The organism is Rhodococcus yunnanensis NBRC 103083 (assembly GCF_001895005.1).
Taxonomy (GTDB): domain Bacteria; phylum Actinomycetota; class Actinomycetes; order Mycobacteriales; family Mycobacteriaceae; genus Rhodococcoides; species Rhodococcoides yunnanense.
This window is the reverse complement of the sequence record NZ_BCXH01000007.1, coordinates 123450-137188: the sequence shown is the minus strand read 5'-3', so window position 1 is coordinate 137188 and position 13739 is coordinate 123450. Positions and strand designations below refer to the sequence as shown.

At 60.5% G+C, this 13739-nt stretch carries 19 protein-coding genes and 1 pseudogene; 5 read left to right on the top strand and 15 right to left on the bottom strand.

What is annotated here, in order from left to right; genetic code table 11:
- Positions 1 to 22: 22 nt before the first annotated feature.
- The 8 genes from RY1_RS13795 to RY1_RS30615 form a co-directional block, all read right to left on the bottom strand.
- On the bottom strand, positions 23 to 718 hold the full coding sequence (locus tag RY1_RS13795; RefSeq protein WP_072804142.1) for a pentapeptide repeat-containing protein: 696 nt from the start codon (positions 716 to 718) through the stop codon (positions 23 to 25).
- Positions 719 to 859: 141 nt separating this feature from the next.
- The gene (locus tag RY1_RS13790; protein WP_072804141.1) at positions 860 to 1246 is read right to left on the bottom strand and encodes a hypothetical protein; all 387 of its coding nucleotides are present in this window, start codon (positions 1244 to 1246) and stop codon (positions 860 to 862) included.
- A 9-nt stretch (positions 1247 to 1255) separates the two neighbouring features.
- Entirely contained in the window at positions 1256 to 1933 is a 678-nt protein-coding gene (locus tag RY1_RS13785; protein WP_072804140.1) for a pentapeptide repeat-containing protein, read from the bottom strand.
- Between the two features lie 33 nt (positions 1934 to 1966).
- Entirely contained in the window at positions 1967 to 2641 is a 675-nt protein-coding gene (locus RY1_RS13780) for a pentapeptide repeat-containing protein (RefSeq protein WP_169914709.1), read from the bottom strand.
- 147 nt (positions 2642 to 2788) lie between these two features.
- Entirely contained in the window at positions 2789 to 3415 is a 627-nt protein-coding gene (locus RY1_RS13775; protein ID WP_169914707.1) for a pentapeptide repeat-containing protein, read from the bottom strand.
- Between the two features lie 135 nt (positions 3416 to 3550).
- On the bottom strand, positions 3551 to 4228 hold the full coding sequence (locus RY1_RS30125) for a pentapeptide repeat-containing protein (RefSeq protein ID WP_169914705.1): 678 nt from the start codon (positions 4226 to 4228) through the stop codon (positions 3551 to 3553).
- 107 nt (positions 4229 to 4335) lie between these two features.
- Positions 4336 to 4482 (bottom strand): hypothetical protein, encoded by a 147-nt coding sequence (locus RY1_RS30120; protein ID WP_169914704.1) that lies wholly within the window; start codon positions 4480 to 4482, stop codon positions 4336 to 4338.
- A 974-nt stretch (positions 4483 to 5456) separates the two neighbouring features.
- Positions 5457 to 5780 (bottom strand): hypothetical protein, encoded by a 324-nt coding sequence (locus RY1_RS30615; RefSeq protein WP_245819655.1) that lies wholly within the window; start codon positions 5778 to 5780, stop codon positions 5457 to 5459.
- A gap of 16 nt (positions 5781 to 5796) precedes the next feature.
- Between RY1_RS30615 and RY1_RS30610 the strand changes: the two genes are divergently transcribed.
- A complete protein-coding gene (locus RY1_RS30610; RefSeq protein WP_245819654.1) occupies positions 5797 to 6000 on the top strand; it encodes a calcium-binding protein in 204 nt (67 codons plus the stop codon).
- Here RY1_RS30610 and RY1_RS31015 read toward each other — a convergent pair.
- Positions 5972 to 6271: a colicin immunity domain-containing protein gene (locus RY1_RS31015; RefSeq protein ID WP_072804135.1), complete on the bottom strand. Its 300-nt coding sequence runs from the start codon at positions 6269 to 6271 to the stop codon at positions 5972 to 5974. The genes RY1_RS30610 and RY1_RS31015 overlap by 29 nt on opposite strands.
- 609 nt (positions 6272 to 6880) lie before the next feature.
- Here RY1_RS31015 and RY1_RS29715 point away from each other — a divergent pair.
- A complete protein-coding gene (locus RY1_RS29715) occupies positions 6881 to 7120 on the top strand; it encodes a hypothetical protein (RefSeq protein ID WP_139279843.1) in 240 nt (79 codons plus the stop codon).
- A 108-nt stretch (positions 7121 to 7228) separates the two neighbouring features.
- On the opposite strand, the gene RY1_RS13745 is transcribed toward RY1_RS29715, so the two are convergent.
- A complete protein-coding gene (locus RY1_RS13745) occupies positions 7229 to 7903 on the bottom strand; it encodes a colicin immunity domain-containing protein (protein WP_072804133.1) in 675 nt (224 codons plus the stop codon).
- A gap of 719 nt (positions 7904 to 8622) precedes the next feature.
- Here RY1_RS13745 and RY1_RS13740 point away from each other — a divergent pair.
- A complete protein-coding gene (locus RY1_RS13740; RefSeq protein WP_072804132.1) occupies positions 8623 to 9066 on the top strand; it encodes a hypothetical protein in 444 nt (147 codons plus the stop codon).
- A gap of 135 nt (positions 9067 to 9201) precedes the next feature.
- On the opposite strand, the pseudogene RY1_RS30605 reads toward RY1_RS13740, so the two are convergent.
- The 4 genes and pseudogenes from RY1_RS30605 to RY1_RS13715 form a co-directional block, all read right to left on the bottom strand.
- A pseudogene (locus RY1_RS30605) lies at positions 9202 to 9765 on the bottom strand (M14 family zinc carboxypeptidase); the annotation flags it as partial.
- A gap of 27 nt (positions 9766 to 9792) precedes the next feature.
- The gene (locus RY1_RS29390) at positions 9793 to 10116 is read right to left on the bottom strand and encodes a hypothetical protein (protein ID WP_084727414.1); all 324 of its coding nucleotides are present in this window, start codon (positions 10114 to 10116) and stop codon (positions 9793 to 9795) included.
- Positions 10117 to 10611: 495 nt separating this feature from the next.
- Positions 10612 to 10914: a hypothetical protein gene (locus RY1_RS13720; protein ID WP_072804130.1), complete on the bottom strand. Its 303-nt coding sequence runs from the start codon at positions 10912 to 10914 to the stop codon at positions 10612 to 10614.
- 277 nt (positions 10915 to 11191) lie between these two features.
- On the bottom strand, positions 11192 to 11662 hold the full coding sequence (locus tag RY1_RS13715; protein ID WP_072804129.1) for a hypothetical protein: 471 nt from the start codon (positions 11660 to 11662) through the stop codon (positions 11192 to 11194).
- 293 nt (positions 11663 to 11955) lie between these two features.
- On the opposite strand from RY1_RS13715, the gene RY1_RS13710 reads away from it, so the two are divergent.
- Together RY1_RS13710 and RY1_RS13705 are read left to right on the top strand one after the other, a co-directional pair.
- A complete protein-coding gene (locus tag RY1_RS13710) occupies positions 11956 to 12918 on the top strand; it encodes a hypothetical protein (RefSeq protein ID WP_072804128.1) in 963 nt (320 codons plus the stop codon).
- Positions 12915 to 13358 (top strand): hypothetical protein, encoded by a 444-nt coding sequence (locus RY1_RS13705; protein ID WP_072804127.1) that lies wholly within the window; start codon positions 12915 to 12917, stop codon positions 13356 to 13358. The genes RY1_RS13710 and RY1_RS13705 overlap by 4 nt, the downstream gene beginning before the upstream one ends.
- Positions 13359 to 13505: 147 nt before the next feature.
- On the opposite strand, the gene RY1_RS13700 is transcribed toward RY1_RS13705, so the two are convergent.
- Positions 13506 to 13739, bottom strand: a complete 234-nt coding sequence (locus RY1_RS13700; protein ID WP_072804126.1) for a hypothetical protein — start codon at positions 13737 to 13739, stop codon at positions 13506 to 13508.

Here is a 13739-nt window from a genome sequence, read left to right as displayed (position 1 = left end):
CTGGATCGACATGGTCCCAGTATCAGTCCGTAGTGCTTGTCGAGGGTCGTTCTGGCCGTGTAACAACGGTGACTTCTGGAGCACCGTGGTCGCGAAACCACTGCTGCAGTTCCTCACCGTCGATGACGTGTGGTTCGTCGAGTCCGACGTCGACGGATTCGTCGACGACGCCGCGCATGCCCGACACATTCGCGTGTCCCAGTCGCGCTTCATGAATGCACGCGTTGTATCGCGTATCGCCCCAGAAGCTGTCGGCGAGGTTCGCTCCGCGCAGGTCGATCCCGGGCATGAACGCCTGCGACAAATCGGTGTCGTGTAGGTCTGCGTCGCGGAAATCCGAGCCGGACAGGTCTGCCCTGTGCAGCTGTGTTCCGACGAGTATCGCGCCTCGGGCGTTGCAACCGCGCAGTAGCGCCTTCCGCAGGACTGATCCGGTGAAGTCTGTTTCGGTCAGATTGGCATCGAGTATCCATGCGTAACCCAGGTAGCAAGACCTCAGCTTGACACCGGACAGAGTGGCCGAAACCCAGTCGGCATCACCGATATCGAGCCCGGAAAGATCGGCTCCCGAGAAGTCCAGTTCACCGGCCGCGAGAGTCGGGTGTACAGCCGGGGAAGCGTCGAGCTTGATGAACCATTCCTCCAACGCTCGCCTGGCACGCGGATCGGTCGGCCACGTGACCACGTCCTCGCGCGAACGTTTGTAGTCGACAGTCACTTGGGTTAACTTTCGGTCTAGGTCTACGGTGCTCGTGATCGTTTGCGACCTTGGCATGAACACCGGTTCACCGCACCTGATTTTCGGCTCCGACTGCCGCCGAAACTTTTCTGGTGACGCCTTTGATTCAGTGCAGAGTCGTCACGTGGTGACTCGGCCATCTCCACCTCTGTTTCGCCAGACCAGCCGCTGCAGGTCGAAGACTAGGAGCAGATCGTAGCCGCCGAAACTGTCGAGAGCGACGGAGATGCCCAGTGCGGTGCGGGCTTCGGATGTCGAGTCGCGGCCGAGATCGCGCACCGTTACGAGGACGGGATAGTCCTCGAATCGAAGATCCCGATCTACCTCGTAGGAATGACCTATCTCCAGCTCGATTACCGTGCTCGCGGTGACACCACGGTAGGAGTCGAAGGCATCGAGCGGCGCCACCCTGTCCAGGGCGCGGATTCCGGCGGCACGGGACAAGTCCGTGATGATCTCGGAGGGCCCCTTGGTGGTCCTCGCGAACAATTGGTGGTGCGCGCTCAACTCGCCTCCTTATTCATGGTGTGTCGACACCCGCACGTGTGGAGCGCCGTGATTGTCGAACCATTGCTGAAGTCTCGCGCCCCGGAGAATTTCGGGTTCGTGGAGTCCGACGTCGACTGCGTCGGTTACGTCACCAGTCATGCCAGATAGGTTGGCACCGACTAACTTAGCCTCGTCGATGATGGCATTCGATGGCGCGAGGCCCCAACTGCTGGAGCGCAGGTCAGCGCCGCGCAAGTCGATGCCCGGCATGAAGGCTTGGTCGAGTGCTGTGCTGTGCAGGTCGACTTCGCGAAAGTCTCCGTCGGATATGTCAGTCTTGTTGAGCTGAGCACCAACTAGAGTGGCACCCCGACAGTCGCACCTTCGCAGGCGCGCACGCCTCAAATTGGCTCCCGAGAGATCGGCTCGCTCGAGCTTGGCATCCAGGATCCACGCATTGACCAGACAGGTGCCGTGGAGTGTCGTGTCGGACAAAAGCGCCGAATTCAGCGCTGCTGCGGCCAAGTCGAGTCCCGACAGATCGGCGCCGGTGAAATCGAGGCCGTCGCCGGCAAGGATCGGCAGCGTATCGGAACCGGCATCGACACTGTCGAAAAAATGCTCGAGAGCGCGTTTGGCCTCATCGTCAAGCGGCCATCGCCGGACGTCGCTGCGCGCTGTGCTGTACTCGATGACGAGGACCACCTTACTGCCGGAGTCGCTTGACGTTTGGGATGCTTACGACGTGCGATCGAGGACAACGACTTCCGGTGCGCCGTTGTCTGCGAACCATTGCTGAAGCGCCCGTCCTTCGAGAATGTTTGGTTCTTCGGCGCCGATGTCGATTGGATACGTGACGTCACCCCGCATACCCTTGACAGTCGCGCCGTTGAGACGGGCATGGCTCAAGTCTGCGTTCCACGGTTGGGTCGCCAATGAACACCCGGCCAGGTTGGCGCCGCGGAGGTCGATGTGAAACATGAAGGCTTGATCCAATGCAGTGTTGTGGAGATCTGCGCCGCGAAAATCGGAGTCCGACATATCCGTCTTGTTCAGTTGTGCACCAACCAGAATGGAGTCACGCGCGCTGCAACCTCTGAACTGTGCTTTGCGTAGGTTCGATCCGGTGAAGTCAGTGCCGATCAGTCTGGCGCCCAGAAACCACGCATCGACAAGTGAACTGGACTTCATCTCGACGCCGCTCAGATCCGCCGACGTCCAGTCGACGCCTGCAAGCTGGAGACCTGAGAGGTCTGCGCCCCTGAAGTCGAGTCCGCGTCCGACGAGTTCGGGCACAAAGTTGTCGTGAGCTGCCAACTCGACGAAGAACGATCGCAAAGCGTGTCGAGCAGCAGCATCCGTGGGCCAGCTTCGAACGTCGCTCTCGGACTTGCTGTATTCATTTACGATCACTTTGTCTCGACTCACTCCGGGAATCGACCGATAAGTTCTGCCGGGTGAAGGCAACGCGCTGTTGGCGGCACGTGTGCTTCATTCGCGCAATTCCTACTTCCCTGTTGATTTGCCGCCACCTGAGGTCGACGGCCGTTCTTGGCGTGTTCACAACGTGCGATCGAGGACAACGACTTCCGGTGCGCCGGCGTCGATGAACCACCGCTGCAATTCACTTCCAACAAGGATTCGAGGTTCGCTGATTCCGACGTCGACTGCATGGGTCACATCTCCCGTCACATTTTCCACATCTGCGCCACCTATTTTGGCGCCAGCTAGGTTGGCGTTCCCTGGATACGCACCCAACGACGATCCGTGCAGATCTGCTCCGCGCAGATCGGTTGAGTGAAAGAAGGCTTGATTCAAGTTCGTATCGTGAAGATCCGCGCCGCGGAGGTTGGCGTCGGACAGATCGGTCCGGTTCAGTTGCGCTCCAACGAAGATGGATTCGCGAGCGTCGCACCCACGCATCTCAGCTTTCCTCAGATTGGCCGCACTGAAGTCTGAACCCCGCAGGCTCGCATCGATCAGCCACGCTCGGGTGAGGTACGTTCCCCGCAACCGCGTGCGGTCGAGTATCGCGGATATCCACTCTGCGCCGGCGAAATCCAAACCGGAGAGGTCTGCATCGGAGAAGTCCAGTCCTCCGCCCGCGAGGATAGGAATATTGCCAGGTGTCACCTCGTCGAAAAACGTCTCCAGGGCGCGGACGGCGTGAACGTCAATCGGCCACACGGTGACATCTGTACGGCTCGTTCGGTATTCGATCACGATGCAGTTCTCATACTTTCGTGTCGGACTGTAGATCGAAACCGCGTGAGTGTTCCAAGCCATCGAGGCGAATCTGACGACGGCCGGCCGTCTGAGCTGTCACGCGCCGTTATCCGGCTGTACAGCTACCCGTACATCCGGTGCGCCGTTGTCTGCGAACCATTGTTGCAGTTCACTGCCACCGAGCGGCATCGGTGAGTCGATGCCGACGTCCACGATGTCGCTGACGTCACCGGTCATCGCCGCAACCTTCGCGCCGCCAAGTCTGGCGTTGGTCAGAACAGCGTTACGCGGAATGCTGCCCCAGCTCGACTCTCGAAGGTCTGCTCCGCGCAAATCGGTACCGTGCAGGAAGGCGTCGTCCAGCTTCGTCCCGTGCACATCAGCGCCGCGGAGATCTGATGCGGTGAAATCTGTGTCCGACAGTGTCGCGCCGGTCAAGACCGAGTGTTGTGCGTTGCAGTGGGTGATCAAGGCCTTCCGAAGGTCTGCACCAGAGAGATCAACTCGTTGGAGGTCAGCTTGCAGAATCCATGCGCTGTACAAGCTGGTTCCACGCATGCGAACACCGACGAGTCGGGCGGAACTCAACTCGGCACCGGCCAGCTCCAAGCAGGAAAGGTCGGCGCCTGTGAAATCGAGCCCGCCACCGTTCAGAGTCGGGATGTAATGGCCGTTGGGATCGATTTCGTCGAAGAACTGGTTCAGTGAGGCTTGTGCGTCCCGATTGTTCGGCCATTGCGTCACGTCTGATCGAGACTTGCTGAACCCCATCATGAAGACCTCCTTACTTTCCAGCCCATTTGGGGGTGAAGGTCGCGGAAACGAGACCGGCACCCTGAGCGACGAGTCGGCCGAACACATCCCAATCGGTGAGACAAGGTTCAGGCGCTTCGCCAGACGGCCCGTTGCAGGTCGAAAACGACCATCAACTGGTAGCAGCCGAGCACTTCGAGACCTGCCGCAATGGTGAGAGGACAGTGCTGTTCGGCGTACGGGTCGTTGTCCAGATCTGGCACCGTTACGAGCACGGGGAAGTCTTCGAATCGGAGGTCGCGAACCGTCGTCGCGGCACAACTGCCACGCTTCGCGGTAAGCGTTCGCCGACGTACCGCTCCACGCGACGGCGTCCACATCTTGGTCGACTGAGTCGAGTGCTCCGCGCAGTGTCTGTTCGAGTTGTCCAGCCGCGGCCCCCACCGCGACAATCCGATCTGGAATTGCTGACAACACCCCGCCAGGGGTCCCCCCGTCGCCCATGCAGCGAAGTTACACCATGAGCCAGACAGATGAGCACATTAGGAATCAGACTCCGCCACAGTAGAACTCGGAAGTTACCAATTGTGAGAACTACGCCGCCGGAGGGAACCGAATGGAGTCGAGATGCGTCTAAGAACCAGTGAAGGGGCGACCGGTGCAGAACTGAAGGGTTCTCGACGCTTCGGAGGCCTCGGCGGCGAAGGCGGTTACACGCGGCGGCGTCTGCTAGCTGGCCGATGAACCATCGGTCGTGAACTGGGGATGACGCCGACGTGGAATCAGACAATCGTGCGGCTGTTCATTCGTGGCATTCAGGTCGTCTGAGCGAGCAACAGTCGTTGTGCATCAATGCGCTGGCTCCCAGGCGTGCGCATTGGAACTGACATGAGGTGGAAGTCTGCGTCCTCCAGGATCCGAAGGGCTCCACCGCGTCGTACGTAATAACCTCAGATCCAGGCGCGTCCGGAAAGCTGCTGCGTTCGCACCCCCTTGTTGCGAGAGTTGAGGCATGGGACCCGAGTCGAGTTCATTCGGCTGAATGAACTTCGGGGGCCGCGACGATGTGCGGCCATGATTCTGAGTAACTGCACGAAGCAAGAAGGCGCAGTTCGAAGCACCTTCTGGGGATAAATGTCGGCGAGCGGCGACCCTTCGGAGGGCGCCGCGGTGGTAGTTCGTTGTTGTAACAATTGACATCCTTCCTCGATCTACAACGCGTTAATGCCGCTGCGATCACGCGCGGACATCAGAAGGGTGCCGAAATGACCAAGAACAGCCAGCTCGCGAGCGTTGCAACATCCCGCAGGGGAGGCAGAGTGATGCGGTCCGTCATCGTGGCGGCTGCGGGGATGGCACTCGTGGGAACGGCTGCAGCATGCAGTTCGAGCGAGGAGTCGACGGCGGTCGCCGAGTCCTCCACCACGTCGTCGACCACGACGGTAGTCGCACCTGCGACGACAACGACCGCATCGGTGACGCCTGCGCCCGCTGCTCCGGCGGCAATTCCCGCGCCTGCTGTCGTTCCGCCGGCGGTTGTGACTCCTGAAGCTGTGGCGGCTCCCGTGCTCATGCCACCGGTCGTGTGTATGAACCTTCAGGCAGCACAGAATTTGATCCAAGATGCCGGAGTCTTCTTCTCCCGTAGCGAAGACGCGACGGGTGCCGGGCGTTCGCAGATCAATGACTCGAATTGGATTGTCGTGGATCAGACTCCCGGAGTCGGAGTTCCCATCGGGGAAGGTGACGCGGTGTTGTCCGTCGTCAAGCTCGACGAGCCCAACAACTGCTGATCGGTCGGAATCTCGTCGCCTGTCGTCGAACTTCCTGCAGTTTCGCGAGAGTGTCGCGCGCGGAAATCGGCAGCCGATACTCATCGATTTCATTTCGGTCATTCCGGTCGCGAAGACGTTCATCCAGCACCAGAGCGTCGACCTCATAAAAGAGGAGGTCGACCGAGCGGAATACCCGCGGGTCCAGTAGTCCCGGGTAGTTTTCGACCAACCGAAGGTAGCGGGTATCGAAGTCGGAGGCGGAGATTCGGTGATCGACGAAGTCTCGCATCAGCGGGATATGGGCAGCGCACTGCGCATCAACTCCGTCCGTATGAACATCGGATCTCCTCCTGCGTCGCTGTCCATGTCAAGCCTTCTACCGGTTGGACGCAGAGAGGGCTGGTGGTGGTTCCACCAAGAAGGTCGATATGATTGTCGATGCGAAATGCCAACGTGAAGCAACGTTGTCGGGCTGTTGCATGTAGGTCTCCTTGTCCTTTGGTGAGCGTTGCGTCTAAGCAGTGGATCCGAGATCGACTGCCAGAGCGTGCAACTCCTCCACCGGGCGGCGACGCCCGTCTGGATTCAGACCGTGGGTGTTCTCGTGTCGGTCGGCTGCGGCGGCGAAGGCGGGCGCGAGGCACCCGCGGCGGGTTCGATTCCTTCATCGCCAAGGAGCGTGAGTCGGACGGCGAAACGAACGTCACGCTCGCCCACTTCGCCGACCGATACGAGTTCGTCTACAGTTCCAAGCCGATCGTCGACGTTTCGGCGCTCGTTCTGGAGCCTCGCGGGAACGGGACTGTACGACGCCGTCGGTCGGCTTGTCACCGAGGTCGGCGCCGAGCTGGCAGCCTTGGCCGAGGAGGATCGCCCCGGTTCCGTCACCGTGCTCAAGATGACCGACAGACACGAGAACGCAAGCAAGGAGTGGACCAATACCGCGGTGCGCGAGCTGATCGCGAAGCAGGAGCACAACTATCAGTGGGACTTCGTGTTCCTCGGATCCAACATCGATGCCGTAGAGGTCGGTGCTGACCTCGGGTTCGCGAGGGACAAATCTTCTTCGTCTGCATTGTTGTCGCAGTCGTGGGTTGTGTGTTCAGCTGAGGTCGACACCAAGGCAAGCTGCCGTTGAGCCCTGCGAACATGAAGTCCTAGTCACTTGTGTTGTTGTTCAGCTGCTGTGATCCCCGAAGCATTTGAGTGTTGTCGTCTGCTGGGTCGGCATCGATGAGCCCAACGACTAGCGGAGATGGCCGAAGAGTCGCTCGACTTCACGAATCCCGGCTTCCACGGACGGCGTTGTGCCTTCGGCCAGGATGGCCCTGGCCTGTTGCAAGATCGGTGCACTCCCGCATCCTTGTAGTTCGTGGAGCTTGGTGGCCATGCTGTAGGTGTCGGGGTCGTCGATTCGCTCACCGAAATCTCTCAGCACCGCCAGTATCGCAGACCGTTCACCTTGGGTGACCAGCGATTCAGTCGCAGATACTTGCACGGCGATGTTAACGTCGTGCAGCATCTCGATCAGTCGCTGTTCGATGTCGGGGTGTGGCAGCCAAGCGGCTAGCAAGAACGCTGCTCGGTCTCGGGTGTCCCAATCCTCCGAATGCGATGCTGTGAACAATGATTCGACGGAGTCGTCGATATCGGCCGCCTCTCCGACGCGTATCAGCGACCTCAATGCGTGCTTCGCGCACATCCACAATGTCGCCTCGTCGATCTGGTCTGGGTCGTCTGGGTCGCTCAATCGTTCGTCGAGGACGAGTGCGTCGACCTCGCAGAACAAGTAGTTGACCGCCTTGGACACCCGCGCATCCAGCTTGCCGGGATATTCCCTTACAAGTCGGAAGTATCGCGTTTCGAAGTCCTGCGCGGAGACCCGCTTCTCGACGAAGTCTTGGACCAACGGGATGAACACCGCACTCTGTGAGCGTGCGGAGTTCGCGCTACTTGTCCTCGACAGCCCCGGACTATGCCGTCGTAACCGAATTGCCGGAAGCTGCAGCGCCTCCCAGATTGTTTTCGGCCACATTGTCATCCCCCCCAAAGTGTCCGTTTGTTCCTGTCAAGGAGTTTGACGCACCGGATGACTGGTTGGTTCCCGAGGAGGAATAGATCCAGAGCGACGTTGCGTCGATCGAAGACGGCGAGCCGAGGACAGATCCCCCCGCAGCGACGGTCATCGTCCTTGCAGGCGTCTGGCAGCTGCTCGGCGTCGTTCCGCGGTCAGTGGACTCGCCAAGCTGGACCGAGTCTCGCGGTGCTCGGCGAGGGGGAGTTGGATCGGTTGTCCACCAGCATCGAGGCCGGGTGAGTACACCTCTGCCTAGCCGTCGATCGCATCGACGCAGACCTTCGGCGTCCCGCGGATGAGCCTGGGGTGCGAGAGGTGATACGAGCGGCAACAGTTCCGAGTCGAAATTCCAACGTTCGGCAGGTCGACACGGACCAGCAGATTCGTGACCTCTGGGACTCGCTGACAGAGGAAGGGCGGGTGGTGGAGCAACCCAACTATCCAGGTAGGGTCGTCGGACTCCCTGACGGGACGAAGATTCGGATGCGCGGGACTAGACAGTCGGGTGGGGCCACGCTGGACATCAGATATCCAGGTGGCGGAAGGGTGAAGGTGCATACTGCATGATCGACAAAAGACTCGAACACTTCTTGCTGTATGACCTTTCAGATGACTGGATGCCGGTTGGTGCGTTCGTGTTCTTCATGCGGCAGATCACTCCGAGTGGATACTCCTCCACGGCGGTACTCGACGTAATCGCCGAACTCGCAACGAAGGGCTATCTCGAGTACGGCGGCTGGTCGAGGGACACTGGAACTTGGGAGCCTTGGAAGGTAAGCAACGAGGTTGCGTTGGACCGGATCGCGAACGGTTTCGACGGTGAGCCTGGCCTACTGGCCGGAACTGACAGGCAACTCGTCGACACCGAAGTCTTTCAGGCTGGCATTACTGCCGCTGGCAGGAGACGAATTGCCGAACTGGGCAACCCTTTTGAAGTCTACGGCGATCCCTGGGAGACGGACCCCTCTCTCCGGGCAGAGGGTAAATTTCCACGTTGGAACCCCTGACCGGTTCGTGAGTTTTCGTGTCGAGCCTACGTAGTGAAACATCCGATGAAGAGCCAGAGAAATGGACATGTTCGACGACCGCGGTTGATCCGGGAGGCTTGATTCGTCCAGATCACGCGGTGCCTGAGTTCGATCTCAGTAGACTCTCACAGCTGCCGCCGACGCGAGAATCTCGGCACGCATCCGGTCTGCGGCGTCCGGCCGGTAGAACTTGTTGTGATGCAGGGCAATCGGAAAACTGCGGTTGAGATCGGTGCCGTCGCAGTCGGGTGGCAGATTGTCGCCCGGAACTCGGACGTCGCGGCGGTTCTTGCGCCACAGCGCATCGTCGGGTGTTGTCCCCAGGATGCTGAAGTCACGGCCGTCCGGGTTGACCAACGGCAGCAGAATCAGTTCGAACTTGTCGAAAATCCCGGCGACCTCGGCTGCCGAAATTCGTTAGTTCGGGTCACTGTAGGTCACTCCTGCGCTGGTGAAGGCGGGACAGACGATGTCCACGCCGGAGGTGCGTGCGATCAGCAATTTCTCGGCGAGCTCCATCAGTGCGTTCGGTGGTGGCCGCTCGCGAGCGTGGACTCCGCCGGTCACCAACAACGGAATACGTTCCTGCTTATTGGGATCGGTGAGAGTCAGTGCTTCGATCTTGGAGTTATCCGGCGAATCGGTCGGCGAAATTCTCGTGCAGGGCAGGGGGTGGGCAGCAGCGAGCGACGCGGCCGGCGCGCTCTAGGACGGATTCGACGGCCCGATCCACTCGGGATACTGCAGGTGGTTGTCGGGGACCGTCGGAAAGACATACCCGTCGGGTGGGTACAGGTACGGTGACGCATCCTTGTGAACGAAGGTGGGGAACTGCGCCGCCCACCAGTCGTGACACGGCGCCGCGATCGACTCGTCGTCGGTGTAGGCCGCATGCACCATCTCATCGATCTTCCAATCACCGAACACGTTCCAACTCGGGAGAAAATGTGCGCGACGGTCGTGTGACATTGCGTCGGTGTCGGGAATCCCAGGAAGTTCGGCGTTGTCCGCGGTAGTCGACAGTTGCACGTGGATTGCATCCTTGATGGGCGAAAGGTTGTAATTCTCGGTCGAATCGATGCCGAGCCCGTAGCCGCATACCGTCGCATCTACCGTCTTGCCATCCGAACCGAGCTGCGCCAGATGGTAGTACTGGGCCCACGTGGTGGATTCCGGCTCCTTCGGGCTGCGCGCGTAGTAGTACGGCGTGTAGTGACTGTCGCCGTCGTATGGCGCCCCGATTGCCTCCAGGTACCCGGGAAGGCGGGTAATCCGCGAACTTGCCGACGCCGAAACCTATCGCGTAGTCGCCCGCCTCGACGGCTGCTCGCACGAGCTCACCCGACCGGTCGAACAGATCGATGCCGGTGGGCGCGGTCCACTCCGTCGTGTACTGCACCGGTGGATCGAGATTCGGTGTCGCCGGGGCCGCGTCTGGTGGGGGTCGTGCCCGCCGCAGCCGACCAGCACCACAGCTACCGCTGCGAGCGCCGCTGACCGTGTTGCTCTAGCCATCTTTCAGGATCACCCGTCCGTATGCGTCTGCGATTCTGTGCGAGTTGCCGTCGGCGGGGTTCCCCAACCTATTGAACATCGTCTCCAACGCAGTCTGTTGTCTCGTAGAGTGGCCGAAACCCAGTCGGCATCACCGATATCGAGCCCGGAAAGATCGGCTCCCGAGAAGTCCAGTTCACCGGCCGCGAGAGTCGGGTGTACAGCCGGGGAAGCGTCGAGCTTGTTGAACCATTCCTCCAAGGCTCGCCTGGCACGCGGATCGGTCGGCCAGGTGACCACGTCGTCGCGCGAACGTTGGTAGTCGACAGTCACTTGGGTTCACTTTCGGTCGAGTTCCTCGGTAGGCGTGATCGTTTGAGACAATGGCATGTACATTGCTTGGCCGCACCTAAATTTCTGGGACCGGTAGGTTCTGAACTCATCTGCAACAGCCTCTTCGTCTCTCATTTCCGCTGCAGTGTCAACAGAGAGTGCTTGATGCGCACAGATTGGAAGCTGCTGCCCGTCGAGACGTTTGCATCGCGTCGGGAGTCGTCCTTCACGACGAATCGATTCCCGGCTCTGACCTTGTTGGTGGGCAGGAAACAATTCACGCTGCGGTGAACTGCCCGCGCCCTGGGATGTGCGGCATGGTTGTGGTGATGTTCAGGCTCACTCGGCCAGCGCCGGGTTCGATTGACGCGAACGTCGGAGCGCTCGGACCGTCCCAGCCGCTGACCGCCCATTGTCTGCTTCCCGACTCGCCGGTGTCGAGGTTGCGCCACTCGATCGTTCCGCTGACGGAGCAGGCCTGAGCGATGCCGATGAAATGCGTTGTGAATCGGACGTAGTTGGGCGGATAGGGGGCGGGGTAGTCGGACGCGGCTTGAACGTCGATGTATCCGATGCACGGCGCGATCTGATCGGAGGACAGGCCGTGGCCCAGCGTGACGATGGGCGTGAGATTAGCAGTACTGGCGTCAGCGACGGTCGTCGACGCCAGCATTGTTCCGACGGCCGCGAGTCCCACTACGGCGGCGCGACATGCATTCTTTAGCGGAGAAGATGCGAGCGTGGACATTGAGGTCCTTCCTTCGGCCGGTGATGGTCGATCGATCGCTGTCGCAATGTTGCTCGTTACACCCAGGGGTGAGTCGGTCAAGACACCGTCGGAGTTTCGGGGACTGGGTCTTCGGCGGTGCAGACGCTGGTGTGGTTGCCTCGGGCGTTGGTGCCACGGAGCCAGCCGCGCAGTTCGAGACGGAATCTGGGACCTGGTCACCACCGACCCGGCGGCATCAACGGTGCTGAACTCGCGGAGTGGGCTGCAGACGAATACGTACATCTCGGCAGAGACTTCCGGGAGCCCTACGAGTGAGGAGCACCCTCGGCAAGAGTGTGATCCTCGGTTGGGCACCGGAAGCGGTCGCAGTCGAGGCCGGCGAACTTCGCGAGCAGGCTGATGTTCTGGACAAACGCGGAACCGGTCCGCGGACGGCGCTCGAGTCGCTCCATGAGTCCGGCGGGTGGAGGGGTGATGCACAATCTTCTGCCCTGAGCTGCGCCGATGCCGAATCCAAGCGAATTGAGCAGACCGCGGGTGCAACGCGATCGTTGCAGTCGGTCGTACTCCGCGAGATCCAGAGGTTGACGGCCAAGCGCGACGAACTGGCGCAAGCTGTCATGCTTGCAGAGGCGGATGGATGTGTGGTCGACGAGAGCTGGTCGATCTCAGGAGATGCTGTAACTCCAGTACTACTAGACCGCCATCGTCGCGAAGTCGAGCACCGCGTGGTCGAGTTGAACCGGTGCGATGTCGAGGCTGCCCGCTCGGTAGCGCGGGCTTTGGAAGGCTTCGAGTCAGGGCAGGACACGCGGGCATTCCTCCCGCTAGCGATCGGGTTGGCTCTCGTCGTCGATGCCGCAGTCTCAGCGCTTATCGCTGCAGGCGTCGTGTCGATAGGTGCGATTCTGTTTGCGCTCGTCGACGAGTTCGGCGTCGACGCGTGGGACACGATCGACAGTGCTATCCCGCGTTCGTTCTTCGAAGACGCTGGACCGGTCGACGAAAACAGTGTCAAGGACTGCATCGGGGATTCGACGTCACCTGGTCGAAATCCCCCGATTCGGCAGGTCGAGAACGAGCAACAGCTCAGAGACCTGTGGGATACCTTGACGGCAGAGGGGCGGGTTGTGGAGGACGCCAGATACCCCGGTCAGGTGGTTGAGCTTCCCGACGGCACTCAGGTCAGATTGCGCGAGAGCAGCAGGTCGGGCGGACCGACGATGGACATAAACTACCCAAGCGGAGACAAGGAAAAGGTGCACACAGCATGAGCGACAAGCGACTGGACCACTTTCTGCTCTCCGCGATGGCCGACGACTGGATGTCGGTGGGGGAGTTCGCGTACTTTATTCGCAGCATCTCGCCTACCGAATTTCTGCGAGACACGGTTCTCGATGTCATCTCGGGTCTGGCCGAGCACGGGTACCTCCGATTCGGTGGATGGTCGATGACAACCAAGACTTGGGAGCCGTGGGACGTCGGCGACGACGTAGCCATGGAGAGGATTGCTCACGGGTACCTTGGCGAACCCGGCGTCCTGAACGCGACGGACAGAGAGCTTTCGCTCACGGAGGTCTTTCGTGCAGATATCACCGCGGCGGGACTTGCCCATCTCGCATTGTTGGGCAATCCCTATGACTTGTACGGGAATCCATGGGAGTCGGACCCATTGAAACAGGGAAGTGGCAATTACCCTCCGTGGAAAACCTGAGTGCACATCAACTTGTGGGTTGATGGACGTAGGCCTTCTTGTCCCTCGGTGAGCGTTGCGCCCAATCAGTGGATCCGAGATCGTCTGCGAGGGTGCGTAACTCCGCCACCAGGCGGTGATGTCCGTCCGCGGTCAGGCGGCGGGTGTTTAGTGTCGATCGGCTGCGGCGGCGAAGGCGGGCACGAGGGGCACGTATTTGCCTCGCAGCCGGTTACGCTTGTCGGCGTCGCGCAGATCACCGAGGCTGCCGGCGTTGTCGAGGAAGTCCGACACCTTCGCCAGAAACACCCCTGGATCGGTGATCGTTGCGGTCCCGTGCGCGGCGTAGCGCTTGTTCTTCTCCGCCGGGCTGAGGTTCGCGGGCTTCGGTGGGTTGCTCAC

Coding starts and splice junctions, on each gene's coding strand:
- RY1_RS30610 (WP_245819654.1), top strand. CDS start 5,797: ATGAACCTTCAGGCAGCACAGAATTTGATCCAAGATGCCGGAGTCTTC.
- RY1_RS31015 (WP_072804135.1), bottom strand. CDS start 6,271: ATGCGAGACTTCGTCGATCACCGAATCTCCGCCTCCGACTTCGATACC.
- RY1_RS30615 (WP_245819655.1), bottom strand. CDS start 5,780: ATGAGCACGGGAGCCGCCACAGCTTCAGGAGTCACAACCGCCGGCGGA.
- RY1_RS30125 (WP_169914705.1), bottom strand. CDS start 4,228: ATGATGGGGTTCAGCAAGTCTCGATCAGACGTGACGCAATGGCCGAAC.
- RY1_RS13715 (WP_072804129.1), bottom strand. CDS start 11,662: ATGTCCACGCTCGCATCTTCTCCGCTAAAGAATGCATGTCGCGCCGCC.
- RY1_RS13705 (WP_072804127.1), top strand. CDS start 12,915: ATGAGCGACAAGCGACTGGACCACTTTCTGCTCTCCGCGATGGCCGAC.
- RY1_RS13740 (WP_072804132.1), top strand. CDS start 8,623: ATGATCGACAAAAGACTCGAACACTTCTTGCTGTATGACCTTTCAGAT.
- RY1_RS29715 (WP_139279843.1), top strand. CDS start 6,881: ATGACCGACAGACACGAGAACGCAAGCAAGGAGTGGACCAATACCGCG.